Annotated in this window: 22 protein-coding genes and 1 pseudogene; 6 read left to right on the plus strand and 17 right to left on the minus strand. The window is 46.0% G+C overall.

Features of this window, described 5'->3' with window-relative positions; genetic code table 11:
- Positions 1-98: 98 nt before the first annotated feature.
- The 6 genes from MHM89_RS02140 to MHM89_RS02165 all read right to left on the minus strand — a co-directional run bounded on the left by MHM89_RS02140 (position 99) and on the right by MHM89_RS02165 (position 7,369).
- Complete coding sequence (locus MHM89_RS02140; RefSeq protein ID WP_239407956.1) at positions 99-1,028, minus strand: hypothetical protein; 930 nt, start codon at positions 1,026-1,028, stop codon at positions 99-101.
- Positions 1,029-1,141: 113 nt separating this feature from the next.
- Positions 1,142-2,152 carry a hypothetical protein gene (locus tag MHM89_RS02145; RefSeq protein ID WP_239407957.1) on the minus strand — a complete coding sequence of 337 codons (1,011 nt, stop codon included), beginning with the start codon at positions 2,150-2,152 and terminating at the stop codon, positions 1,142-1,144.
- 139 nt (positions 2,153-2,291) lie between these two features.
- Positions 2,292-2,990 carry a hypothetical protein gene (locus MHM89_RS02150; protein ID WP_239407958.1) on the minus strand — a complete coding sequence of 233 codons (699 nt, stop codon included), beginning with the start codon at positions 2,988-2,990 and terminating at the stop codon, positions 2,292-2,294.
- 337 nt (positions 2,991-3,327) lie between these two features.
- Positions 3,328-4,896 carry an ATP-binding cassette domain-containing protein gene (locus MHM89_RS02155; protein ID WP_239407959.1) on the minus strand — a complete coding sequence of 523 codons (1,569 nt, stop codon included), beginning with the start codon at positions 4,894-4,896 and terminating at the stop codon, positions 3,328-3,330.
- Positions 4,897-5,510: 614 nt separating this feature from the next.
- Positions 5,511-7,082 carry a PepSY-associated TM helix domain-containing protein gene (locus MHM89_RS02160; RefSeq protein WP_239407960.1) on the minus strand — a complete coding sequence of 524 codons (1,572 nt, stop codon included), beginning with the start codon at positions 7,080-7,082 and terminating at the stop codon, positions 5,511-5,513.
- Positions 7,079-7,369, minus strand: coding sequence for a hypothetical protein (locus MHM89_RS02165; RefSeq protein ID WP_130147858.1), 291 nt, complete (start codon positions 7,367-7,369; stop codon positions 7,079-7,081). Before MHM89_RS02165 ends, MHM89_RS02160 begins: the two co-directional genes overlap by 4 nt.
- Positions 7,370-7,772: 403 nt before the next feature.
- Here MHM89_RS02165 and MHM89_RS02170 point away from each other — a divergent pair, with 403 nt between their 5' ends.
- Positions 7,773-9,827 (plus strand): TonB-dependent receptor, encoded by a 2,055-nt coding sequence (locus MHM89_RS02170; RefSeq protein WP_239407961.1) that lies wholly within the window; start codon positions 7,773-7,775, stop codon positions 9,825-9,827.
- Between the two features lie 222 nt (positions 9,828-10,049).
- On the opposite strand, the pseudogene MHM89_RS02175 reads toward MHM89_RS02170, so the two are convergent.
- A pseudogene (locus MHM89_RS02175) lies at positions 10,050-10,453 on the minus strand (tyrosine-type recombinase/integrase); the annotation flags it as partial.
- On the opposite strand from MHM89_RS02175, the gene MHM89_RS02180 reads away from it, so the two are divergent.
- The 5 genes from MHM89_RS02180 to MHM89_RS02200 all read left to right on the plus strand — a co-directional run bounded on the left by MHM89_RS02180 (position 10,384) and on the right by MHM89_RS02200 (position 13,219).
- Positions 10,384-10,968 carry an IS3 family transposase gene (locus tag MHM89_RS02180; protein WP_239407962.1) on the plus strand — a complete coding sequence of 195 codons (585 nt, stop codon included), beginning with the start codon at positions 10,384-10,386 and terminating at the stop codon, positions 10,966-10,968. The pseudogene MHM89_RS02175 and the gene MHM89_RS02180 overlap by 70 nt on opposite strands.
- Positions 10,961-11,464 carry a hypothetical protein gene (locus MHM89_RS02185; RefSeq protein ID WP_239407963.1) on the plus strand — a complete coding sequence of 168 codons (504 nt, stop codon included), beginning with the start codon at positions 10,961-10,963 and terminating at the stop codon, positions 11,462-11,464. Before MHM89_RS02180 ends, MHM89_RS02185 begins: the two co-directional genes overlap by 8 nt.
- A gap of 5 nt (positions 11,465-11,469) precedes the next feature.
- Complete coding sequence (locus MHM89_RS02190) at positions 11,470-11,997, plus strand: hypothetical protein (RefSeq protein ID WP_239407964.1); 528 nt, start codon at positions 11,470-11,472, stop codon at positions 11,995-11,997.
- Positions 11,998-12,109: 112 nt separating this feature from the next.
- Complete coding sequence (locus MHM89_RS02195; protein WP_239407965.1) at positions 12,110-12,820, plus strand: polysaccharide deacetylase family protein; 711 nt, start codon at positions 12,110-12,112, stop codon at positions 12,818-12,820.
- Between the two features lie 108 nt (positions 12,821-12,928).
- Positions 12,929-13,219, plus strand: coding sequence for a TonB family protein (locus tag MHM89_RS02200; protein WP_239408096.1), 291 nt, complete (start codon positions 12,929-12,931; stop codon positions 13,217-13,219).
- Positions 13,220-13,718: 499 nt separating this feature from the next.
- On the opposite strand, the gene MHM89_RS02205 is transcribed toward MHM89_RS02200, so the two are convergent.
- The 10 genes from MHM89_RS02205 to MHM89_RS02250 all read right to left on the minus strand — a co-directional run bounded on the left by MHM89_RS02205 (position 13,719) and on the right by MHM89_RS02250 (position 26,066).
- Positions 13,719-14,642, minus strand: coding sequence for a GyrI-like domain-containing protein (locus MHM89_RS02205; protein WP_239407966.1), 924 nt, complete (start codon positions 14,640-14,642; stop codon positions 13,719-13,721).
- Positions 14,643-14,770: 128 nt separating this feature from the next.
- Positions 14,771-15,106 (minus strand): zinc ribbon domain-containing protein YjdM, encoded by a 336-nt coding sequence (locus MHM89_RS02210; RefSeq protein ID WP_045978814.1) that lies wholly within the window; start codon positions 15,104-15,106, stop codon positions 14,771-14,773.
- 120 nt (positions 15,107-15,226) lie between these two features.
- Entirely contained in the window at positions 15,227-18,016 is a 2,790-nt protein-coding gene (locus MHM89_RS02215; protein ID WP_239407967.1) for a pitrilysin family protein, read from the minus strand.
- A gap of 214 nt (positions 18,017-18,230) precedes the next feature.
- Positions 18,231-18,890 (minus strand): CoA transferase subunit B, encoded by a 660-nt coding sequence (locus MHM89_RS02220; protein ID WP_045978812.1) that lies wholly within the window; start codon positions 18,888-18,890, stop codon positions 18,231-18,233.
- 12 nt (positions 18,891-18,902) lie between these two features.
- On the minus strand, positions 18,903-19,604 hold the full coding sequence (locus MHM89_RS02225; RefSeq protein ID WP_053911611.1) for a CoA transferase subunit A: 702 nt from the start codon (positions 19,602-19,604) through the stop codon (positions 18,903-18,905).
- A 23-nt stretch (positions 19,605-19,627) separates the two neighbouring features.
- Positions 19,628-20,533 carry a hydroxymethylglutaryl-CoA lyase gene (locus tag MHM89_RS02230; protein WP_138547293.1) on the minus strand — a complete coding sequence of 302 codons (906 nt, stop codon included), beginning with the start codon at positions 20,531-20,533 and terminating at the stop codon, positions 19,628-19,630.
- On the minus strand, positions 20,533-22,485 hold the full coding sequence (locus tag MHM89_RS02235; RefSeq protein WP_239407968.1) for an acetyl/propionyl/methylcrotonyl-CoA carboxylase subunit alpha: 1,953 nt from the start codon (positions 22,483-22,485) through the stop codon (positions 20,533-20,535). Before MHM89_RS02235 ends, MHM89_RS02230 begins: the two co-directional genes overlap by 1 nt.
- 3 nt (positions 22,486-22,488) lie before the next feature.
- Positions 22,489-23,265 carry an enoyl-CoA hydratase-related protein gene (locus tag MHM89_RS02240; RefSeq protein WP_239407969.1) on the minus strand — a complete coding sequence of 259 codons (777 nt, stop codon included), beginning with the start codon at positions 23,263-23,265 and terminating at the stop codon, positions 22,489-22,491.
- A 9-nt stretch (positions 23,266-23,274) separates the two neighbouring features.
- Positions 23,275-24,882 (minus strand): carboxyl transferase domain-containing protein, encoded by a 1,608-nt coding sequence (locus MHM89_RS02245; RefSeq protein ID WP_138508465.1) that lies wholly within the window; start codon positions 24,880-24,882, stop codon positions 23,275-23,277.
- 8 nt (positions 24,883-24,890) lie between these two features.
- The gene (locus MHM89_RS02250) at positions 24,891-26,066 is read right to left on the minus strand and encodes an isovaleryl-CoA dehydrogenase (protein ID WP_151172754.1); all 1,176 of its coding nucleotides are present in this window, start codon (positions 26,064-26,066) and stop codon (positions 24,891-24,893) included.
- Positions 26,067-26,070 lie beyond the last annotated feature (4 nt).

Below are 26,070 nucleotides of genomic sequence, written 5' to 3' on the forward strand. Positions count from 1 at the left end.
CACATAAGGGGCAGTAATACGTGGGCTAATATCCGAACGAAGCGACAGAGCCCACATGTTACTGTCCCAGGGAGCTTGCGATCGACTTAATGTGATTGTTATATGTTCTCACTTATAAACGCTAAAACATCATTATGTATTCTTAAGTCTGTACCGTGACCTATATTTTCATAGGTTCTAAATGTGACGTTTGCGTTTTGCCTTAAATATTCGTTTTGACAACTTTTCCAGCGATTTGGCTGCATAATTTTACCTAGCACTGAGTAAATAGTCGCCTTTTCTGAGTCCGAGTAAGCATCGTCGAATTTCGCTGAATCGTTTGTGTCATTTTCGCCCATAAAAAGAAGTTGAGGTAGGGCTGCCCATTGCTCTTTTTTAAAAGCTCTACCAGTTATTTCCTCAAAGTCATTTATTCCTAATGGGTAGTTAAGTTCTTCTCCGCTCAACGAGCTTGAAGGTACCATAAGAATACCGTTTAAGCCGCCAGCGACTACAACTTGAAGAGATTCGGGGTGCAGAAGTGAAAATCTATTCGCAAACGTACCTGATGCAGAAAACCCCGTCATTATAACCTTTTCATTTACAGTAATAGAGTGGGTTTCCAATACAGATTTTGCTTCGTTGATCATAGCTAGTAACTGGAGGTCGATCCTTTTTAATTTTCCAGATTCCACTAACATTGTATCTCTATCCAACGAATGCGTGTACATTTCCCAACCTTTCTCGGGCCTAGGGAAAGAAGGAACAAGAATAGGTGCTTTTAGTTTTTTAGAAACCCACGGACCTAAAGCGTTCCCGAGAACTGCTTTACGGGCACTTTTGCGGTGGATGTTTAAGTCGTCCGAAACTTTTCCAGTATTGTTCGTCTCAACAATCAAGTAATTCGTTTCGGTCGCTTCGGGCACTTTCAAAAAGAAAGGATAGAAAAAACCTTTTTCTGGGTTGGCAGGAACTTCAACAACAAGGTCTGCAGCGCAGAGGTTACTTGATACTATAAAAAACAATAAACAAAAAATCTTTTGGCGCATCCATCTTCCTTATTTTCAGACATCCTAGTAGGACACATAACGCCCGCAGCACAGGCAATTTATTAAGCGCAGCGTATAAGTTGTCCTAGTGACTGCGATTGTTATGGCGGACATCATATTCCTGTAGATGCTTTAATAGCGGCCACCGCAACACCGATACCAATTTTTTCTGCAATTTCAAGAGTCTTCTTTCCAGTAAGTTTGAGAAACTCCAATGCTTTAGGGCCATTCCCAGCTTCTGCTTCTTGTTGGGCGCTGGCTACATTTCCTATTTCAATATAATCTTCACTGGAAGATGCATTTGCAGATAATGCCTCCCTTAATCGCTCTAATTCTGAGGACAAGTCTGCCAGTTTTATATTGTTTTTGTTTTGTTCCCAAATCTGATTGAATACAACATCATGAACATGTGCGTTCGGCCCTTGCGCTCCAGCTTGTCCTGCTTCATATTTATCACCCATAGTATTCTCCGCTATGATATTTATTCGTTCGATATAAGTTACACTCGGACCTTCGTCGATTCGTAGGTTTTCAGGAATTTCCGTTATAACTTGTGACTCCAAGGCTTCATCTATAGTTGATATACTAATATTGTGAACAAATTTAGCAAATTCAGATGAGGGATAGATATTCTTTCGACAAAAAACAAATCCTTCCCTAGCTGAAAACCATGCCTCATCCATAGCGTCATTAGAATTTGTAAGCGCAATTAAAATAGATCCTTCGCATAGATCAGAGGCTTCTTTTGAAAGAAGAACACCAGTCCTTGATCCCCCCACAGTTCTTTCAAAACTAAAAAATCTTCCATAATTCATTCTAATATCAATAGTAATAAGCCAGAAATCTTTTCCGTTCATATATAAAATTTTTAAGGCTTGTTCTGAGTCGAGAGCATACGAAACACTATATCCATATGCTTCAAGCATGAAGCCATATTCTTTCGCTACGTATTCGTCATCCTCTATAATCAAAATATTCTTAAATCTATCTTTTGATACATTAAGTTGGTCATCTTTAATTTCTACTGACACCAGTTCTGAAAAGAGTTCTTCTGACTCATCTATCAGGTATTCGAAAGCCCCCTCTTCTGAGCTATCTTCATTTTCCGTTTCATCAGAAGACATTCTAATTACTATCCTTAATACTATCTAAAGTGTACTTTAAAGCCATAACGCCTCAATAACCGGCAGCCGTAATGAAGCGAAGCGTAATGTAGGCTGTCCGGCGCCGAAGGCGCGAAGTTGATTGATTTGTTAAGTGTGATTATGACCACTTGGTAAGTTCTCCAAGAAAGGCACAGTGCATATTGTTTACATATTCCATTATTTCAGACAGTGCTTTTCGGACGTCTTCAATAGGCTCTGGAACTAAATTATATGTACCGACAACATTATCTTCCGAATCCAGCATGACCGCACATTTTACGGGACTTGAACCTGGCCGGCTTGCTTCAGCTAGTGCAGATGCGAGATCCATTGGCTGAACTGTTGATTTCTTTTTATCTTGACTGTCGCTACTTGCCTTTGGATAACGGAAGTAAGTACTTTTTGGGTCGTACCCACTGACTAAATCAATTTGCTTTCCAAGATCATCAGAAATACTCCAGTCAGTTGATTTCGGCAGTAAACCAACGTGCGAATCAAATACTTTCCGGAAATATTTGTATAGATCGGATAGGTTATGCGTGTTAGAGAACGGCCTCCATTTTCCATTTATGGAAATGGCTGGGTTCTCCAAATCAAAATCTTGTCCAAATTCTATATTGTACTTTCTGTGTAAAATATAGATTAGCGACTTTAAGTACAATTCAATGGCATGCCTCTGCAAGTAGCCAATAGGCGACACAAGATCACGGTTACCCTCCGACTCTAACAACAATTTTGCTGCATCCCTAAATCGCCAAGCTGAAATTCCAAGCCCTCTATCGAAATGGTTTTCAGGGGGAGTTATCAGTATGTTCATTGAAAATACCTAGCCAGCACGACGCAAACACTTAACAATTTAATATCGAGCGATTGGGTCGTTTTTCTGCCGCAATCATTCTCGTTTTTTGTCCTTAGACCAGTAATAGCAAATTTAAGAAGTACTTACCAGCATTGAAGTTAGGCGATATTGCTCTAACCGTGGATACGACAAAAACGACCCAACGGGTCGTTTTCCTGACTATAGGAGAAATCCAAGGAATATGGTGTATAAATAGTTAATTCCGTGGGGTGAAAGAGGGCATACCGCCCATGGCAGATAGCTCGTTTTAATACCATGGACGATATAGTTCGTTTCTAGATGGCAGTTATACAAGTTAAATATCGATTTGTATCTGAACCCCTGATTCATGAACAAAGTCTTCATCATGGCTAACGAGAATAAAGCCTCCAGGGTATTGATTGAGCGCTTGAGCCAGCATAAGTTTTGACCCAAGGTCGAGGTGGTTATCAGGCTCATCGAGCAGTAAAAAAGGTTTAGCTTGCTGGTGACTAACAATAAGCATGGCTAACTTCATCTTCTCTCCACCACTAAGCATATGACCAAGACGAAATACATTATCACGACTAAAACCAACGCCTGCTAGTAATGTTCTGGCATCACTCTCCTCAAGGCCACGGCAAAGCGTAAAAAGGTTATCGAGTAGTGATAAATCCCCTCGAATAACCCCAAAATGTTGGTCAAGGCAATGCAAAGGGGTATTAATTTGCAGCTCGCCTTGCTGGAGAGAAAGGTCACCCAATAGCGTTTTCAGGAGCGTTGATTTACCACTGCCGTTTTTACCTGCCAGATAAATCTTATCATGAGCGTATGCTTGAAATGAGATAGGCTCGGTGCGACCAAACGGCAATACGCCTTGACGCATCGAGATGACTTTACGTGAGCGAGTTGGGGTGTGCGCTAAATAGAGTTTTTGGTTTTTCTGTGACTCTTTGTGTGCCTTGAGTGAGCGCTCTGTATTGTGCAAATGCGCTCGACGAAGTTGCTCATTTTTAATTTGATTAGCTGCCTGTGCCGTTGCTTTGTCTTTCTTAGCATCAAGCAATACTTTCGGCTGACTGCCATTCTTTCGTAACTGCGTACCTTGAGCCGCTCTTTGCTCTGCTTTTTCACGGTTTTTCTGCGTTTGTACTTGTAACTGCTTTTTTTGTTTATCAATGCTTGCCAGTTTTCGTTCAAGCGCTTGTAACTCGGCCCTTTTTTGTTCGGCATACAGAGTATAATTGCCGCCAAATACCTGTAACCCAAGCTCTGAAAGCTGCCAAATTTCGTCCATTTCATGCAATAACTTTCGCTCATGACTGACAAGTAAAATTGCCCCTTTGAAGGCGCGCATAGACTGAATTAACCAGTGTTTAGCCTGCACATCAAGGTGATTGGATGGCTCATCAAGTATAAGTAATTCAACATTGCTTGCAAACAACTGCCAAAGCTTTAAACGGGCTAATTGCCCACCACTGAGTTGAGCGCATGGAAAATCTGCATCTGCTGGTAAGCCTTGCTCTTTTAATTGCTGAGTGAGCTTTAAGGGCAAGTCCCATTGTTCCTTTATTATATCAAACCAATGCTGTGAACAAGCACCCGCCTCAACCTGCTTTATCGCTTCAAGCACCTGATCTTTACCCAAGAACTGAGCAATCGTCAGTTCGCAAGATAATGACTGGGGTGGCTGCTGATGATACATCGCCACTGATTGAGGCAAAGCAACAGCCCCACTTGATGGTTGTTGTTCACCACTTAAAATTGACGCGAGTATTGATTTACCAACACCGTTACGCCCGACTAAGCCAACACGCTTGTTAGACATTGAACATGACAGTTGCTGAAAGAGAAAATCGCCGTTACCCAATTGATAACTTATATTGTAAGCCTGTAGTAATGGCATAAAGTGCCTCCTGTATGAAAGGGGCAACAGTCGCAGCTAGCTACCTTTGAGAGGTGAACAACACCACTATACGCTTCTGCCAATGGGAAAAATACACAATGCGCTTGTACAGACATATCGGAATGTGAGCTACGCCTACTAACCCTGTAAATCCAAAAAGAAAATAAGAAATGGATGACAGGTTTAGTTGTTCATGTTGGCGCAATCTCCTTAGAAGTGATAAATCAAGGTTACAGTATCCTTTCCGGCTGGGTCAAGATGCCTCCTACTGGCAAAACTATGATGCGCACCAACTCTGGTTGGGGAAGTGCGCACTGCCAGAATGCTCAAAAGGCTCATCGCTTAAGCATTACACGCGAGTGTAGTACCGCGAATAGTTAATTATCTTCGCGCTTTTGATACATGGCGTTTTAGTTGGTTTATATTTACTCCACGGTTTTATTTTGAACTTCGTTGACGTGCTACAAGCGAACGTTGAGAACAAGCACGTTGCACGACCTGACACCATTGCTTCTTTTTTATAGGGCAAGAAATGCTTTCATTAAACGGGAGTGAATCGTGGATAAGGTAAAAGGATGGGTATCAAATCGCTCTGATACCCATACTAGGAGTGCTTAAGTTTGGCTAACCTGTTCAAAGGCTGGCATGATGCTTTGTGTGGCCTGCTTTTGCTGCTGATGTTTCGACATTTTAAAGAAAATAACAGCAAACATAGCGGCGACGATATCAACCATATAGCTTGAGTAGAAGAGCGCATTCCCGTCACTTAGTGCAAGTTTCACCAGCGTTGATAACACCATTAATGCACACAAACTCGCGAGTAAATAAAGGCCAACCGTCGTTGCCTTTTGTACAGGTTTTATGAAGCTATATATCACAAAAGCAAAAAAGGCGGCGTAGTAACTGTATAGACTGGCGTAGTTTGCGTTAGCAACAAATGTAGGTAGCCATTTAGCTGCAACTAACGTGAAAGCAACGGCAATCATCGACCCTAAACAAACACCAATAGTGAGTTTTGCCATAAACAACGTACTGCGTTTGTTGGGAGCTTTTTTGAAGCGCTTATCTATCCATAATAAATTGCCTGAATAGAACAAAAATGCCCCAAGTAAGCCCATTATAAAGTAACCCCAGCGCCCCCATTCTCCACCATAGGTGCCAAAGTGGAGTGAAAATATACTGGCCACCATGTTACCCCACACTGCATCTTCGCCTTGTGGGTAGCTTGAGTTAACGACCTCTAAGGTATACGGGTTCATAAACAAATAGTCAGTATCTGGGCCGCGCACAACCGCATTGTTGTTACTCATCATAAACACCGCAGAGGGCGAGGCTGAATTTAAATTACTGTAGCGAATGTGGATAGGCTCATAGCCAGGCGCATAGCTTTTAGCTGCAAGCACTTGCTCATCAATACTAGGTAAGTTGTCAATGTGAAAACTTTGCGCAGCGGGAGTAGGGCGCTGAAACAGCGGTTTATCATCATAAAATTGCGCTAAGCCACCATAAATAAAGTCATGAAATGCAAACACCACCACAGTGAAGGCTATGACTAAATGAAACGGTAAACTGGCAATCCCCACAAGGTTATGGCTGTCGAGCCAAAACCGGCTTGGCCCTTTTTCTTTACGCAGTGCAAAAAAGGTTTTAACTAGTGTCGGCAGTAAAATAATGACCCCAGAGACCAAAGCTAAAAAATACAACACACTGGCAATACCTAGAATATAAACCCCTGATTGGTCATGGCCAATTTCACCAATAAAGCCTGCTGTGCGATGTAAGTAATCAATTAAATCGCCAAGTTCGTTTTCAGTTTGCGCGCTAACGTTTAATGTGCCATCAGCATTGAGGTGGGCGTAGTTGAGCTGTTTATCAAGCTCCATGCCACGGGCACTGCCTTTGATATACCAAGAAAGAGGCGCGTCTTGGGTATGTAAGTCTAGGTTAAAGCCTTTAGCAAGTTGTTCACCACGCACACTTAATACCGTATCTACCAGTTTTTGGTAGTCATAATCAGAACTGGTTACTTTAGGCGCGGTAACCGGTGCAGCCCACCGTTGTATTTCGTGTTTAAACATGGTCAGGCTGCCAGCATAAAAACCAATAAACAGCACTAAGCCAGCAATAATGCCCGTCCATGTATGTACACCTTGATAGGTGCGTAAAATATCCGATCTTACTTTCATAGTGCGTTCCTTAGCATGAAAAATACGCCATAAAGCAGCACAGTTAAGCTGCCAAGGACAAGCCAAGCTTGCTTTGCAGAGTTGAACAAATAGCTAAAACTAAAAATGGTTAGCCAAATAGGGGTGATCATCCACATGTTAAATTGCACTTTATCTCGAGCTTCAATGCCTCCAGGGCCATACCAAGCAAAAAAAGCAATGAATATAAATGACAGTGCCAACCCTAAAAAGGCACCGGCTAGCGTTTTACCTAACCACGTTGGTTGGCGCTTTGATGAGTTTTTCATGAATTACCCTTTGTTTGCAGCAGGCTAATAAAAGGGATCAGCATTAGCATAAGCATCACGCTAAAGATTATGTAGAACACAGCTGCTGTGGCTGATAGCTGCACAAAGGCAAGTGTTAGTGCACACGCTATTAATGCAAACGATAGTAATCGCCAATGTTTTTTTATCGGTTGTTTTAAAAATCGCTGTTGTTTTCTGGTGCAGTAAAAAGTGCTGACAGCGAAAACGATGAGTAAAGTAACGGTGAAAATGAGCATAAAATGAGAGTTAGAATTTATGTTACATCTCATTGTAAATGATAACTAAACTCAATTGCAATATCATTAAGCCTGTGTTAATTTCCTCGCGCTTTTTATCAAGCTCGATTTGTTTAACTCTAATAATCTCTTATGGGGAAAGGACATTGGCTACTGCATTAAAACTCAACACAATAACCAAGGTTATTTTTGCATCGTTACTTGTTGCTCAAGGCTCGGCTTGGGCTGACGACGAGCAAAGCAGTCGAGAATCAATGGACACTATTGTTGTTACCGGTGAAAAAACGGAAAAGTCACTTAAAGAAACCATGTCGTCGGTGGCGGTTGTTGATAAGGCGCTACTAGAAAACGGCCAGCTTGCGTCTATATCCGAAGCGCTCTCAGAAATGGCAAACGTGGTGGTGTTAACGGGTTCGGTGCCTGATATGCGAGGGGTGTCTGGTAATGGTGGGGCAACCGGTTTTAACTCATTTAGCGGAGGTTCAAAAGCCCGTGTTTCAACGTTAATAGATGGTGTAAGCCAACCCTTTGTTGCTGACTTAACGGGTGATACCGGCCTTTGGGATGTAGAGCAAATTGAGGTTTACCGGGGGCCGCAATCAACTAGCAATGGTCGCAATAGCATCGCAGGTGCGGTGTACATGACAACGAAAGCGCCAACTCAGGATTTTGAAGGGGCAGTGCGCGTAGGTTATCGCAATCAAGATAGCTACCTTGATACTGCCGCAGTGGTATCGGGAGCATTAGTAGAGGATGTGTTGGCATTTCGCTTATCAACTCAGTATGTCGATGGCGAAACATTTTCAAACCCGCCGGTATACGAAACAAACCCAACTGATCGTGAATTAAACAAGTTAAATACCAGCAGTACGCGCGCTAAATTACTTTACACGCCAAGCAAAGACCTTGCCGTACAGCTGACTTACTCAACTTACAGTGAAGAGGGGAACTCCGGTCGTAAATACTTTGTTGCGGACGAACCATTTGATTATAAGCCCCTATATCAACGTATTGTGGATACAGACTCTGATACTACGCAAGTAAATGTCGATTACAGTATTAATGATGATTTTTCGTTAGACGTATTAGTTGCTTACATGGATTATCAATGGAGCTTTGACGCATACGAGCCAGTTGAAAGCGCCGAATCTGACGTATCAATGGACGAGAGCAATATCACCGTCGATACCAAGCTCAACTTTGGGCTAAGCAACCGCTTTTACTCGGGTTTTATCGGCCTTGCTTACTTTGATCGCGACCAAGAATTTGAAAGTGTGGGGGCAACAAACTACTACGGTGACGATAGCAGTAAATCGACCGCAGTCTATGGCGAAACAAGCTTTAACTTAAGCCGCGAATTAACGCTAACAGCGGGCCTTCGTATTGAGCGTGAAGAACAATTACGTAATTTCAATATGGCGTTTCGTGGCGATCAGCTCGTTGAACAGCTTGATAATTCACACACAGTGCGTTTACCAAAGTTAGCGATTCAATATGATGTTAGCGAAGAAACGACTTTATTTGCCAGTGCTCGCCGTGGCTATAACGCAGGGGGCGGTGCGCTCGATTTTACCGCTGAAGATTACTACTACTACGACGAAGAAACGGTTAATACCTATGAAATAGGTTCACGCAGCGTAATAGATAATGGCGACATCAATATTAGCGCTAATGTGTTTTACAACAATTTTAACGGGTATCAAGCATTAAGTTCAGCGCGCAGAATCACGAATGTAGAAGATGCTCATAGCTACGGTTTAGAGGTCGATGCTTACAGTATGCTTGGAGAGCAGTGGCAGCTACATGGTGGTTTTGGTTTATTAAAAACTAATATTGATGAATCATCAGCCTTTCCAGATGCCGTTGGCAGTGATTTAAACTCTGCACCCGAACTAACGGCGAGTTTAGGTCTTTCACACTGGTTTACCGATAGCCTAAAAGTAAATTTAAGCGCCAACTATGTGGGTGAGTATTATGGTGACTTAACAAACACAGAAGAGCGCATTGCAGGTGATTACACTATTACTCGTTTATCGATGACCTACGACACCGAGCATTGGTTGATCAGTGCCTTCATCAATAACGCCCTAGATGAAGAGGCATATACTTCACAAGAGCCGGCAAGTGGCCGTTACCCACAAGGTTATGCGGCCGTTGTGAACCCGCAAACAGTCGGTGCATCAGTTACTTACCGATTCTAATCTAACAAGATAGCTAGTCGCTGATGAACCAGCGACTAGCTTAATTTAACGTGATTAATTTGACCGTTTAAGTTATTCGATGCGCGGCCTGCCCATTTTCTGAATAGACTGGAAGTTAATAGTCCAAACATTAAAAATTGAGGATTTTAAAAACTAAACGGACGACCTTGATACGTTTGAAACCTATCCAATCTAAGTTCAGTTGCTTTTTCTCGATCGTGCCTAAAACGAACCTTCGTAACCCGTTTTAGCCCCAAAACAAGCTAGAAGATTTTGCTCAAAAGGACTAACAACACCGTTTGCGCCTTGCTGTAAAACATCAGTATAAATCTGAGTGGTTTTAACGTCTGAATGACCCAATTGACTTTGGATTGTGCGACTGTCGGCTCCTGATTGCAAAAGATGAGTCGCGAACGAATGCTGAACGTATGTGGTGTAAATAACTTTGTGATCCCCGACTGTTTTAAAGCAGCCTTCACCGCCTTCCTGACACAAGTTGGATGAAAATGATGTGGACGAATTTCTCCCGTTTTTGGGTCACCGCTTAATTTATAGAATGGAAATAGATACTGCCAAGCCAACGACTTGTTTGCAGAGGGATATTTTTTTGCTAACGCACTTGGCATTTGTGCTTGCCCAGCAGTTCGTCACAGAGCGTGCCAACAGGAAATGGGTATCAGATATCACCTATATCCGTGTTCGCGGCCAGTGGCTTTACCTGGCCGCTGTGATGGACCTGTTCTCAAGGGCGATTGTCGGTTGGGCATTAGACACGTCGATGACGGTCAAACTGATTTCAGATACCTTCAACATGGCACTGGCCCGCAGGGAGGTTAAACCAGGTTTGATGCTTCACTCAGATAGAGGCGTGCAGTACCGTGCGGTGGCCTATCAGGATTTAGTGCGTTCATCGGGTGCGATGATCAGCAAGAGCCGAAAGAGTAATTGCTGGGATAATGCGGTGATGGAATCGTTTTTCAGTCGCCTCAAAGTTGAGCTGGTTTATGCCGAGAAATTTCATTCGATACAACACGTTAAATCCTGTATGTTTGAATACATAGAAATATTTTATAACCGTAAACGGCGTCACTCAGCGTTAGGCTATCTCAGCCCGCTGGAGTATGAGCAACGGTTTGCGTAATAACCTGTCTACTTTTGATGGGGAAGACCAATTGCAGGGAAGTATGATTAAACATCTGGCTCTATTATTTTGTTTTCTACATTGGTGCTCATTTGCCAATACGGATATGGTATATATTGCCGAAAAAACAATTACCCCTGAGCAAGCGAGTGAATTTGGTATTCACAGGTTAACCTCTGGCAATGATCCGAGCTGGAATGTATTAGTTTACCCTTCCACAAACGCTAATAATGAGCCTGTCGCAGAGGCATCAATTACATTTATTATTAATGGTAAAGAAGTAGCGTTGGTACTTTCTAAAATCAGTAATTTTGAACGGACAAGTTTCAAGCGCTCTGATATCGTTGTAGATACCACCTCTGGTGTTGCTGTAAATTTCACAGTTACATATGGCTCTCAACGCTTGATACTAAATAATATTACCAACTTAAAATCAAATGATTATGAAACGTTTGCAATGCAATATAACAAGCGCCTTAACTCCGACAATGATTAGTTGTCATGGTTTCAAAAAGCCATGCCAACACATTGCGTGTTAGGTGGGCGTTACATTGCAATAATATATTAAATATGAAGTATAAATGCCCAAATTGCGATAAGACTATTTTCAATCGAAGATTATCGCATTGTGAATTTTGTAGTTTTGAGTTACCACAAGAGCTATTGCTGAGTGATGCCGAAAAAATTAAGCTGAATAAAGAATATAAGGAAGCTCAATTAAATACATCTAGGCGAAGGTTAAGTAAAGATGTTGGCTATTCGGGGGTGACTGAAGCGAACGAAGTTAGCTTTCTGCTCGGAGTGCCGAGTCTTCGCACTAGAGCACCCAGACAATGTATTAAATGTAATTTACCTGTTTCAGAGGACTTTGAAGATTGCCCATATTGTTTTGGCAAGAACGAAAGTGAAGTAAACAAAGCAAGGGTAGCTTACCAACAAGAAATGAAATTGGTTCAGGGGCTCGGTAAATACTTTATTATGGCTTTTTTACTAGTCGCTTTGGTTATGATTGGTGTATTTTCCGCATAACAAGTTAGTTAAACTGTGGGTGTAAAACAACAGGCTTGGGCCCCTTGGTCGCTTATTTTAGCCTGCTATTTTTTCTTTTTATCAAGCATTATTAAAATAAGGATGGAACCCTTTGAAAAGAGTATACCTGACGATATTGATTATCTCTGTAGTAATGATCCTGGGAGCTTGGAATATAAGTAAATCAAGGACTTTTCAGGTTTTTGGAGAGGTAGTCGCAAAGGCCGAAACGAATGAAAAGGTTATCGCCTTAACCTTTGATGATGGTCCTTGGGGGGCGAAATATACCACTCAAGTGTTGAATATCCTCGAAGACCATGACGTGAAGGGGACGTTCTTCCTCAATGGGTCGGGAATTCAACAAAACAAGCAATCGGCTATAGATCTGGTTAACGCAGGTCATCAGATAGGCAATCATTCGTACAACCATAAAAATATGACGTTAATGGGGCTTGACGAGGTGAGGGATGAAGTCGACTCCACTACAGCCTTAATTCGCCAGATTGGATTCGAGGGTGAAATATACTTTAGGCCTCCGTATGGTAAAAAGCTTTTTGTTTTGCCCTATTATTTGAATTCGGAAGGAATAAAAACAATCACATGGAACGTTGAGCCTGAAACCTATCCTAAAATTGCAGGAAGTTCTGCGTCTATCGCAGAGTATGTTGTTAACTCTTCTACTCCAGGTTCAATTATTCTTTTACACGTTTTGGGGTCTAAAAACAAAGAGTCGCGAGACGCTATAGGGCCAATAATTAAGGGGCTGAGAGCAAAGGGCTACAAATTTGTTACGGTCTCACAGTTGCTAGGGAAAAATGCATAACAAATGCAAGCAACCTACTCGCTGCGCTCCCGGCTGTGGCGGGTATTATAAGCCATGATGATCGAACTAGTTTTAGCATCAACCTTAGTGTCATTTGTGAATACCGAAATGTATGAGATAGATTCGTGCATAGGCGAAAAATTCGCGTTAATTGAAACTGTAAGTCCTCGGTGGCCGATACACTCCGAAAGATTCTTAGGTATTGGTTACGTTGACTTTAGGGTAACAGTGAATAGTGAAGGCAAGATCATAGAACAGCAAATTACTCGTTCTCAGCCAAGGCGAATTTTTGATAGGCAATCACTTCGAGCGTTAAAAAAATGGAAATTTAATTCATCAAAGCATGAAAAACGCTGCTTTGATGTAACTATTAAATTCGATTCGAATAATCATAAGTAAATGTCTTATAACAAGGCACTCAAAGAGCAAGTATCATTTGGTTTTCAGCACGAAGCACATATTCGTCCAAACTCATTTTTGTCCAGAAACGAGTTTGCCTGACCGACTATTTTTCGCTCTTAAAGCCTTTAAGGCTAGGTGGTGAAAAAGTCCACTAGCGGAGCACTTACCGAACTATTGCGTTTATATAACTCAGTGAAACCACAATCCAGGCAGCTAATGGTTACATATTTACCGGTTTCATAATCCAGAATACTTTCTAAGCGGTCAGCAGCATAGGGTTGACCAGCTTCTTACACTTGGGGCATTGGTAATCACCACCTTGTTTTTCAGCGATAATTTTTTTAATTAAATTGAAGCTTCCCGGGAATCTGTCCTTATCGATAGAGAGCTAGACTTCAAATAATATTTCATCATTTTTAATTAGCGGAGCTGCCAGCAGAGACATTGCTTAGCTTGTTGAGCTTTGCAACTTCCTGCCGGCAGCTACTTTGTTTTCCTACAGGTCTTTCAATTTAACGTAGATTTCCATTTCTACGTAGCCATCAACTCTTACATCATTCAGATAACGCTCCAACATTGGAAAGTTGTCGGGTTCAAATCCGCTATTAGGCAGCCAGTCAGAATAAATACCTAGCTGGGCCTGAATCGTTTCCTCTGGACTGCCCTTAAAATAGACGACGGCATACTTACCTTTTGGAATTTCAGATGGCGAAAATGGCGGCTTTATGCTCACGTTTTCGCCAACCACTATAGAGGCGCTGTAGCGGCACTTATCCTCGGGAGTGACTGTTGGGTTATCAAACGCGAAGGCAAAGCGCTGTTGTTCGTCCGCTTTTATGCCATTATTCGTTGCCCATTCAATTATTTTATCCCATGCGTTATATATAGACTCAGGCTCATAGCCTCGCTGTGAGACTAAAGTACATACGCGCTGGGTATCAAGGTCTTTGATCTCAACATTCATATTTATATCCTTTGATTTAGTTTTAATCATCACTTCATTTGTGATGTGTGCAGGATATAAATCGCGAGGATGGAAATCTTTTCCATATTTGCTAAAGATTTTTCCAATCTTGCTATTTTTAATTTTCTCTGGGTTTCGTATTTGTGATGGCGTGAAGCCAAAGTGAAGCTTAACGGCTTTTGCGAAGTTGGCACTTGATGAAAAACCACAGGCTAAGGCTATTTCGGTGACTGTTAACTGGTCTTTAAAGATTAATAAATTCGCAGCTCGCTCAAGTCTTCGCCGAGCGATGTAATCGTTGACGGTTTCACCGATAACCCCGGTAAAAATACGATGAAAGTGATACGCCGAGAAATGGCTAACCTTTGCCACATCAGCAAGGGAAATTTTTTCCGTTAAATGAGTTTCAATGTATTGGATTACTCTCTCAATGCGCTTTTTATATTCTCTGTCCATGGAAACCTGATTTAAAATATGGCTACTGTGATATTTCCTGCCACAGTATTAAAGGCGAAGCGGGGGAGTGAGCTTACCACCTGCTAGTGGCTTAGCACAGCAGGCAGCAAGGCGGGTATAAAGCGCGGTTAGGCTTTTTTCACAAACTTAGCGGTGACCATCATTTCACCTACGCCATCGACCTTACAGTCGAGCTCATGGTCTTTACTGTCTTGAATGCGGCGGATCACGGCTTTGGTGCCGATTTTCATTACCATTGAGCTGCCTTTTACTTTCAAGTCTTTGGCAAGGGTCACCTTGTCGCCTTCATTTAATTCCGTGCCGTTGGCGTCTTTGGCTGTGATCGCTTCTTCTTCTTCGATTTGATTGGGGTCCCATTCATAGGCGCATTCAGGGCAAATCAATTGGTTTTGGTCTTGATACACGTATTGTGAATCACATTTTGGGCAAGGAGGAAGAGACATACTATTTAACTACTGAGATTGACAATAGCGCCAATGATAAAGGCTGAGACGGGATTTTGCGAGTGCATTCGCACACTAAAAAGCCCCAAACAAGTTGGGGCTTAGTATATTACCTTAGCTTTAGTCTAAGTAAGTGACTTCACCTAGGTTCAAGCTTTCGATTTGCTCTTTGATTTTAGCAACATCGCCAACAATCACCCATGTAAGCTGTTTGGGCTTAATAAGTGACTGTGCCTGCTTAGCGATAGCCTGCGTATCTGGCTGTTGCACTAGCTGCGGGTACTTTTCTAAATAGCTTACGTCGCGGCCATTGTCGTAGGCATCAGCCAAGGCATTAAGCAGAGAACGTTTCTTCTCATAGCGACCTGGCAGTTTCGCGATTTTATTGGCAACCACTTTGTCCAGCTCTTCTTGGGTAGCTGGTTGCTCGCCAATATAGCCGTTAAGCTCTTTAAGAATTTCCTGCATTGACTCTTTGGTCTTATCGGTTTGCACTGGGGCAAACACAAAGAACGTACTTTGCGCGTCGGTATCCATTAAAATAGTCCGAGCACCGTAAGACCACCCCTTATCTTCACGTAAATTCATATTCATACGTGAGGTGAAACTGCCGCCGATGATGGTGTTCATCATATCCAAGGTCACTTCTTGCTGGGCGTCAGTGTCGTTGGCATCGGGCCCTAGCAATCCAGAAATAATCAATGATTGCGGCGAGTCTGGCTTATCAAGTACAAAGACCCGCGCTTGCTCGGCGTTGTCCACCGTCGGAATATCTAAACTAGGCGCCGCTTGCTGTGGTGCCTGCCAGCTTGCTAAGGCTTGTTCAAGGCTCTGCTTCAATTGCGCTTGGTCAATATCGCCAACAACCACTAAGCGCGCAAGATCAGGGCGCATCCATTTCTCGGTGTAGGCGAGCATATCATCACGGCTAATTGCCGCTACTGATTCCTCGTTACCAGTACCGGTGAGCGGTTTACCGTAAGGGTGGCTGGCACCGTAGAGCAGGGGCGGTAATACACGTAGGGCATTGCTCATAGGCCGTGCCTTTTCTTGCTTGATTTGCTGCAAGATGAGTGTGCGCACGCGCTCAATGTCGCTGTCATTAAAGCTGGGGTTTTGCAGTACCTCAGAAAACAGCGCTAAGCTTTGTTGCCAGTTAATAGCCATGGCCGACATCGACAGCGAGGTCTTATCAAGGCTTGCACTGGTGTCGATCGATGCGCCAAGTTTTTCGAGCTCTTCAGCAAGGGCCAAGGCCGATAACTCACCGGCGCCTTCATCAAGCATATTGGCGGTGAAATTGGCCACGCCTGGCTTGTTATTATCGTCACTGGCGGTACCGGCAGATATATCTAAGCGCATATTAATCACCGGTGTGTCGCTGCGCTGAGATAACACCACTTCAAGGCCATTACTTAGGGTAAAGGTATTCACCTCGGGCAAGTCAAGACTCGGGACGTCACCTGCACCCGGTACTCCAGTGGAACGATCAACGCCTTGTTCGTTGGCGCTAAGCTCGGCAAATGGGTGCACGGTCAACACAAAGTCGCCACTGCTTAGCCAGCGCTCGGCGGCGCCTTGTACATCGCTGGTTGTGGCATTGCTGGTAATTTCAAACGCGCGTTTATAGTAGCCTGGGTCGTTGTGATACACGGCACCGGAGGCAAGTACATCAGATTTACCGCCAAAGCCGCCCACGCCTTCTACTTGTTTTACCCACTCAGCGGCGTTAGAGAATTTAATACGGTTAAGTTCATCAGTAGTGGGGCCTTGATCAATGATGTTAGCAATTTCTTCATCGATGATGGCTTCGATTTTTTCAATATTCGATTTATCAAGGGCATCAACACCAATGATCAGCTGACCCGCTAAGGTGCGCAGGTAGTTAAAGCTAAATACGTTAGATGCTAATTGCTCATCGTACACCAAGCGTTGATACAAACGCGAATTCTTACCACCGGCTAACACGTCACTTAGCAGGTTTAAATACTCGCCATCGGTGGTGCCTTTTTCTGCGGTGTTCCACACCTTCACTATACGCGAAGCAGGTACCCGGTCTTTGATCACCATGCGCGATTGCTCATCACGCTTGGCTATCCACTTTTCCAGTTTGGCTACCGGTTTACCCGGTTTAATATCGCCAAAGTATTTGTTGGCCTTTTTCTTCGCAGTCTCAACATCAATATCACCGGCTAGCACTAACACTGCGTTATTGGGGCCGTAATAGTCTTTAAACCACTGATGCACATCGTCTAACGATGCCGCATTTAAGTCTTCCATCGAGCCGATGACTGACCATGAATAAGGGTGGCCTTGTGGGAAAGTGTATTTCCACACGTTATTCCACATGGTGCCATAAGGCTGAGCTTCACCTTGGCGTTTTTCATTTTGTACTACGCCGCGTTGCTCATCGAGCTTGTCTTGAGTGATGGCGCCAAGCAAGTGGCCCATACGGTCAGACTCCATCCATAATGCCATATCGAGGGCAGGGGTCGGCACGTTTTGGAAATAATTGGTTCTATCTGAGTTAGTGGTACCATTTTGCTCGGTGGCACCCGCGCGCTCGAATGGTCCGAAATACTCGTCGTCGTAGTTTTCGGTGCCATTAAACATTAAATGCTCAAATAAGTGCGCAAAACCGGTTTTACCCACCTGTTCGTTCTTAGCGCCTACGTCATACCACACGTTCACCGCCACAATTGGCGCTTTACGGTCGGTGTGCACCACCACGGTTAGACCATTGTCCAGGGTGAACGTTTGATAATCGATATTAACGAATGGCAGCGCTGGCGCTGCAGTTTGTTCCGCCTGTTGGGTTGCGGAGGTATTCGTTTGCGACGCAGTGCTTGCGCAGCCGCTGAGGGATAACATCACGGCGACACTAATCGCGCTTAAAGACATCTTATTCATGGTAGTCCTTGTTATTCTATTTATGAGTCCAGTAGTAACTTAGCATGATTTTGTAACCAGCGGCATCATCGATGCGAGCACTGGAGAGTTACAAATGTAAGAAAATATGTTTAGTTATTTAAAGTATAAAAAAAACCCCTCAAATGAGGGGTTTTGGGTAACACAGTGCCAACTAGCACTGGGAATGAGGATGGTACATTAACGGGGTGTCCCGTTAGTCAAAGCGCATCTCGGGAACATCGCCTTCAACGATGAGTTTCCCTGCGGTTTTGCTGATTATTTCATCAACACTAACACCGGGTGCACGCTCTAGCAAATGGAACGCGCCGTCTTTGACTTCTAGCACTGCGAGGTCAGTCACTATCTTTTTAACGCAATTCACGCCGGTTAGCGGCAGTGTACATTGCTCTAGCAACTTCGAATCACCGTGCTTACTTGCATGGGTCATGGTGACGATAATGTTTTTCGCCCCCGCCACGAGATCCATGGCGCCGCCCATGCCTTTGATTAATTTCTTGGGGATCATCCACGAGGCGATGTTGCCTTGCTGATCCACTTCAAATGCACCGAGTACCGTCAAGTCTACATGACCACCACGGATCATGGCAAAGCTATCGGCGCTATTAAATATGGCTGCACCTGTGGCTGCTGTAACGGTTTCTTTACCCGCATTGATCATATCAGCATCGAGCTCATCTTCGCTGGGGTAGGGACCCATACCCAATAACCCGTTTTCTGATTGCAACATGACCTCAATGCCGTGCGGTACATAGTTGGCCACCAGCGTGGGAATACCAATACCTAGGTTAACGTAATATCCGTCTTCGAGCTCTTGCGCCACACGTTGGGCGATTTGTTCGCGGTTTAATGACATGCTCAGTACTCCTTAGGCAGTGCGTGTGGTAACACGTTCAATACGTTTTTCAAAATCGCCTTTGATAACGCGATTAACGTAAATCCCTGGGGTATGGATTTGGCTGGGCTCCAACTCGCCCGGCTCGACAATCTCTTCCACCTCAGCAACGGTAATTTTACCCGCCGTTGCGGCCATGGGGTTGAAGTTCATGGCCGTATGGCGAAATACCAAGTTGCCGTAGCGGTCGGCTTTCCATGCTTTAACAATGGCAAACTCACCGGTGACTGATTCTTCGAGAATATAGGGGCGACCATTAAATTCTTTCACTTCTTTGCCTTCGGCGACCGGTGTGCCGTAGCCAGTGGCGGTGTAAAAGGCTGGAATACCGGCACCGCCGGCGCGCATTTTCTCAGCCAAGGTGCCTTGTGGGGTGAGCTCGACTTCTAATTCGCCGTCCAGCATTTGCTTTTCAAACAAGGCGTTTTCACCGACGTAAGACGCCATGATTTTTTTAATTTGTTTATCTTCGAGCAGTACACCAAGGCCGAAGTCATCCACGCCACAGTTATTAGAAACCACGGTGAGGTCTTTCACCCCTAGGCGTTTAATTTCACTAATGAGGCCTTCTGGGATCCCGCACAGGCCAAAGCCGCCTGCGATCACGGTGTCACCGTCTTTAATTCCCGCCATTGCATCGGCGTAACTGGTGACTACTTTGTCAAAACCGGACATGTCTACGCACTCCTTCGTTGTTGTTATTGGTCACAGTGGGCAAGAACGGCGTTTGCGACCTTGCTTTGTGGTTGTTTATCAAGGGCGCGGCATATTGCTGCGCCTGTCTGTGCCAATCTTTGTAAATCAATACCTGGGTTGATGCCAAGCTTTTGTAATAGATAAACCACATCTTCGGTGGCAACATTTCCTGACGCGCCTTTGGCGTAGGGGCAACCACCGAGTCCCGCCACGGCACTGTCAATGGTGGCAATCCCCATTTTGAGCGCCGTGTAGATGTTACTGATGGCTTGGCCGTAAGTATCATGAAAGTGTACCGCCAGCTTGTCAGCGCTAATATCTTGCAATAGCACGCTCAGCAGGCTTTCTACTTGGTTGGCTGTGCCCACACCAATGGTGTCGCCAAGGCTGACTTCGTAACAGCCTAAATCGAGCAGCTGCTGGCTGACCTCGAGCACCTTTTGGGCGCTGACTTCGCCTTGATATGGGCACCCCAGCACACAGCTTACATAGCCGCGCACCTTGATGCCGTTAGCCTGAGCCAATGCCACCACTGGGCGAAAGCGCTCTATGCTCTCATCAATGCTGCAATTAATGTTTTTGTTGGTAAAGGCTTCACTGGCCGCAGTAAAAATCGCAAATTCGCCCACCCCGGCTTGCAGTGCAAGCTCAGCTCCTTTTAGGTTGGGAGTCAGGGCGCTGAATAATACTTCATCGGGGCGCTCAATAGCGGCAAATACCGCGCTGGAGTCGGCCATTTGTGGCACCCACTTCGGTGAAACAAAGGCGCCGCCCTCAATATGTTTAAGCCCAGCGTCGCACAAACCATTTATCAGCGCGACCTTGGCAGCCAAGGGCACACTGGTTTCGTTTTGCAGGCCATCGCGGGCCCCAACTTCGACGATGCGCACTTGATTAGGCATGGCCATTAGCTGTGCTCCTCGACCACGGCAAGTAACGCGCCATGACTAACGAGCTCCCCCTCGCCATAGCAATAACTGCTTAACACGCCATCATGAGGGGCATTAAGCGTATATTCCATTTTCATGGCTTCCATGACTACGATGGCATCGCCTTGAGAGACCTCAGCGCCAAGCGCTTGCAGGTGTTTGACCACTGTGCCATTCATTGGCGCGGCAAGGGCGTCGTTGGCACTTTGCTCAGCGCCGATGTAGTGCTTCGATGCCAGCTCAAACTGGAATTGTTGGGCGTCACGCATGACACACAAATGCTCGCTATCAACGGTGGCATCGGCGCTAAAGCGCTGGCCATCGACCACCACCACATAGTGGTTGCCATGGCGTTCGCCATTAATGTTATAGCGCTGACCATCAATATCCACCGACATCCCGGTGGTGGCCACATGCATGACCACATCGTGACCTATAAGCGGCACGGCAACTTCATTGACTGAGTTGAGCTTAAAGCCCGCTAAACGTTGCCACGGTGAGGCGCTCGATTGCTGAGTATTTAATTGGCAGAAATACACCCAAGCGGCCATCGCCAATGTATGAGCATCGGCTTGGGGCTCAACGGTCAATGCGTCGCTGTGACTGTCGATAAAGTGGGTATCCATGGTGCCTTGTTGCAACGGCTCGGCTTGAGTCAGCGCCAATAAAAAGCCAATATTCGCTTTTACCCCGGCAATATGAGTTTGTTTTAGGGCATCAGCCAAAAGCGCTAAGGCCTGCTCGCGGTTATCGCCGGTAACAATAAGTTTGGCTACCATGGGGTCGTAAAACGGACTTATTTCATCGCCACTGGTCACCCCGGTATCAATACGTATCTGTGCGCTGGCTGGTGGAAATTGCACATGGGTAAGGGTGCCGCTACTGGGCATAAATTGCTGCGCCGGGTCTTCGGCGTAAATGCGTGCTTCAAAGCTGTGCCCGCTAATGCGTACCTGCTCTTGCGTTAATGGCAAAGGCTGTCCTGAAGCAATGGCAATTTGCCATTTCACTAAATCAACCCCGGTGACCATCTCCGTTACCGGGTGCTCAACCTGTAGTCGGGTGTTCATCTCCATGAAGAAGAACTCTTCACCACAGAGTAAAAACTCCACCGTACCGGCGCCGACATAATCAATGGCCTGCGCACAGCGCACAGCGGCTTCGCCCATAGCGGTGCGTAAGGCATCACTGAGTCCGGGGGCGGGGGCCTCTTCAATCACTTTTTGGTGACGGCGCTGCAAAGAGCAGTCGCGATCGCCAAGGTAGATGCAATTTCCCGACTTATCGGCAAACACTTGCACTTCAACGTGACGTGGGGTGTCCACATAGCGTTCAATGAGCACCAGATCATTGCCAAAACTACTGGCTGCCTCGCGTTTTGCGCCCTCAAGGTGCTCGACGAAGTCGGCCTTGTCGCGCACTACGCGCATGCCTTTACCGCCGCCGCCATAGGCCGCCTTAATAAGTACGGGGTAACCGATTTTATCCGCCTCTTGGCGTAAAAACTCGGTGTCTTGTTGGTCGCCATAATAACCGGGAACCAGTGGCACATTAGCCGCTGCCATAATTTCTTTGGCGCGGGTTTTAGAGCCCATGGCTTCGATGCTTTTGGCACTGGGGCCAATAAACGTCAGGCCTTCGCGCTCGCAGCGCTCGGCAAAGGCTTCGTTTTCAGATAGGAAGCCGTAACCGGGATGAATGCAGTCGGCCGCCGCCTGCTTGGCAACGCGAAACAAGGTCTCAATATCTAAATAGGATGATTTGCTTGGCGCCGGACCAATATGAAAGGCACTATCGGCTAATTTAACGTGTTGTGCATTGGCATCAGCGTCGGAATAAACGGCGATGGTGTGCAGCCCCATGGCCTTAGCACTGCGGATAATGCGGCAGGCGATTTCACCGCGATTGGCGATTAAAATTCGTTTTAACATAGCTTATCCTTGTTGTTGCCAGGCTGGAGCTTGCTTTTCAAAAAACGCCGTAAGCCCAGTTTGGCCCTCGTCGCTGACGCGGATAGCGGCGATACGCTCGGCGGTCAGTTGGCGTAAAGAATCATCGATGGGCTGATGAGCCACCTCGGCAATTAGGCGCTTCGCTGCTTTGACTGCTTGCGGGCCATTATCGGCTAATTTACTGAGCAGTTGCTCGGCGCTGGCGTCCAGATCGTCACTGAGCTCGTGGATCAGCCCGAGCGTTTGTGCTTGCTCGGCGTTAAATACCTCTGCGGTGAGAAAATAACGTCGCGCATTGCGCTCGCCCATGGCGTTGATCACATAAGGACTGATCACGGCAGGAATAAGCCCCAGTTTGACCTCTGACAGGCAGAACTTGGCACTTTTATCGGCGAGGGCAATGTCGCAACAGGCAATGAGCCCCAGCGCGCCGCCAAAAGCGGCTCCTTGCACTAAACACACCGTGGGCAGGGGACACTCATACAGCACCTGCATCAAGCGTGCGAGCTCCATGGAGTCAGCTACGTTATCCTCGAAGCTATTGTCCTTCATGGATTTCATCCAGTTTAAATCGGCCCCAGCGGAGAAGTGCTTGCCTTTACTTTTGAGTACCAAAGCGCGTACATCTAAGGTACTGGCATGCTCGATACAGCGGATCATTTCGTTGATAAGCACATCGTCAAAGGCGTTGTGTTTTTCAACACGGGCCAAGGTTAAGATGGCGATGCGACTTTTAGTTATTGTTAATGTGACAGACATAGCGCCTCCTTACATCCTAAATATGCCAAACTCGGATTCTTTCGCTGGCGCGTTGGTGGTGGCCTCAAGTGCCAAACCGAGTACCGAGCGGGTGTCGGCGGGGTCTATGATGCCGTCGTCCCAAAGCCTTGCACTGGCGTAGTAGGGGTGCCCTTGGCGCTCATACTGCTCAATGATGGGCTTTTTAAATTCATCTAGCTGTTCATCGCTCATGGACTCGCCTTTGCGCGCTAGGCCATCTTGCTTCACTTGTGCTAATACCCCTGCGGCCTGCTCACCGCCCATCACCGAAATACGGGCGTTGGGCCACATCCACATCATGGTCGGCTCATAGGCGCGGCCACACATGCCATAGTTACCGGCGCCATACGAGCCACCAATAAGAATGGTAAACTTAGGCACCTCGGCACAGCTTACGGCGGTCACCATTTTCGCGCCGTGCTTGGCGATGCCCTCGGCCTCATATTTCTGCCCGACCATAAAGCCGGTGATATTCTGCAAAAACACCAGTGGGATATTACGTTTGGCACACAGCTGAATAAAATGCGCGCCTTTTTGCGCCGACTCGCTAAACAACACGCCGTTGTTAGCAACAATGCCCACCGGGTGGCCGTAAATTTCGGCAAAGCCGGTCACTAGGGTTTCGCCAAAGTAGCGCTTAAATTCATCAAAAGAAGAATCATCGACGACGCGCGCAATCACCTCGCGCACATCAAAGCTCTTTTTCAAGTCGGTGCCGACAATGCCGTAGAGCTCGTGGATATCGTAGCGTGGTGCCTTAATCTCTTTTAATACCGGCGCGACTGGGCGTACATGATTGGTGCGGGCAATACATTGGCGCGCAATCGACAGGGCGTGCTCGTCATTGTCAGCATAATGGTCAGCTACACCGGAGGTTTTACAATGCACATCGGCACCGCCTAAGTCTTCGGCGCTCACTTCTTCCCCAGTAGCCGCTTTAACCAAAGGTGGGCCGGCAAGGAAAATAGTGCCTTGCTCTTTGACAATAATACTTTCATCAGCCATGGCGGGAACATAGGCACCACCGGCGGTACACAGCCCCATGACCACGGCGATTTGCGGGATCCCTTTTGCCGACATGCGCGCCTGATTGTAGAAGATACGGCCAAAGTGCAGTTTATCGGGAAACACTTCGTCTTGCTCTGGTAGGTTAGCGCCGCCGGAGTCGACCAGATAAATACAAGGTAGGTGGCAACGCTCGGCAATTTCTTGAGCGCGCAGGTGTTTTTTCACCGTCAGCGGAAAGTAGGTGCCGCCTTTAACGGTGGCATCGTTACCGACAATCATGCACTCCACGCCTTGCACTCGACCAATCCCGGCAACCACACCGGCGCAGGGAATGTCTTGCTCATACACGCCGTGGGCAGCGAACTGGCCGATTTCCAAAAACGGCGAGCCCTCATCGAGCAAATGTTCAATACGGTCACGAACAAATAACTTGCCTCGACTTTGGTGGCGCTCCACGTATTTTGGACCACCGCCACCACGAATAGTAGCAGCGCGCTCATGAAGATCTTGAACCAATGAGCGCATCGACTCGTCGTTAGTGAGAAACTGCGGGTCTTTAGGATTAATAGCAGAAGATAAAATCGTCATAACGCACCTTAGCGGCTTTCAGTGAATAGCTCGCGGCCAATTAGCATACGGCGAATTTCTGAGGTGCCAGCACCAATTTCATACAGCTTGGCATCACGCAGCAGGCGCCCAGTGGGGTATTCGTTTATGTAGCCATTGCCGCCCAGAATCTGAATTGCATCTAAGGCCATTTTTGTTGCTAGTTCAGCTGCGTATAAGATAACGCCGGCCGCATCTTTACGGGTGGTTTCGCCTCTGTCGCACGCTTGGGCAACGGTGTAAACATAGGAGCGTGCGGCATTCATTTGCGTATACATATCAGCTATTTTGCCCTGAATAAGTTGGAAGTTACCAATCGGGCTGTCGAACTGTTTACGCTCATGAATATAAGGAACGACCACATCCATACACGCTTGCATAATACCCAGTGGTCCGCCAGCGAGTACTACGCGCTCATAATCGAGGCCACTCATAAGTACTTTGACGCCCTCATTAAGGTTGCCGAGAATGTTCTCTTCGGGCACGGCGCAATCCTCAAACACTAGTTCACAAGTGTTTGAGCCACGCATCCCCAATTTATCGAGCTTTTGCGCTTGGCTAAATCCAGGAGTGTCACGCTCGACGATAAACGCGGTGATCCCTTTCGGGCCGGCGCTGGCATCGGTTTTGGCATAAATTACAAAGGTGTGAGCGTCAGGACCATTGGTGATCCACATCTTGTTGCCGTTTAGGATGTAGTGGTCGCCTTTTTTCTCCGCTTTTAAGCGCATAGACACCACATCTGAACCGGCACCAGGTTCACTCATCGCCAATGCACCAATGTGCTCGCCACTGACAAGCTTGGGCAGATATTTTTCTTTTTGCTGCTCGTTACCGTTACGGAAGATTTGGTTAACGCAAAGGTTAGAGTGTGCGCCATAGCTTAAACCAATTGAGGCGCTGGCACGGCTTACTTCTTCCATGGCAATAACATGTTCGAGATAACCTAAGCCGGCACCACCATATTTCTCATCTACAGTCATGCCTAGTAGCCCCATCTCACCAAATTTAGGCCACAGCTCATTGGGGAACATGTTTTTCTCATCAGTTTGTTCAGCAAGCGGCGCAATCTCGGCGCTGGCGAAAGAATTAACGTGCGAGCGGATCATATCGGCTGTTTCCCCGAGGCCGAAGTTGAGTTCTTTATAAAGCGAAATTGTACTCATGGTG

This window comes from Pseudoalteromonas sp. CNC9-20 (assembly GCF_022347875.1).
GTDB lineage: Bacteria > Pseudomonadota > Gammaproteobacteria > Enterobacterales > Alteromonadaceae > Pseudoalteromonas > Pseudoalteromonas ruthenica.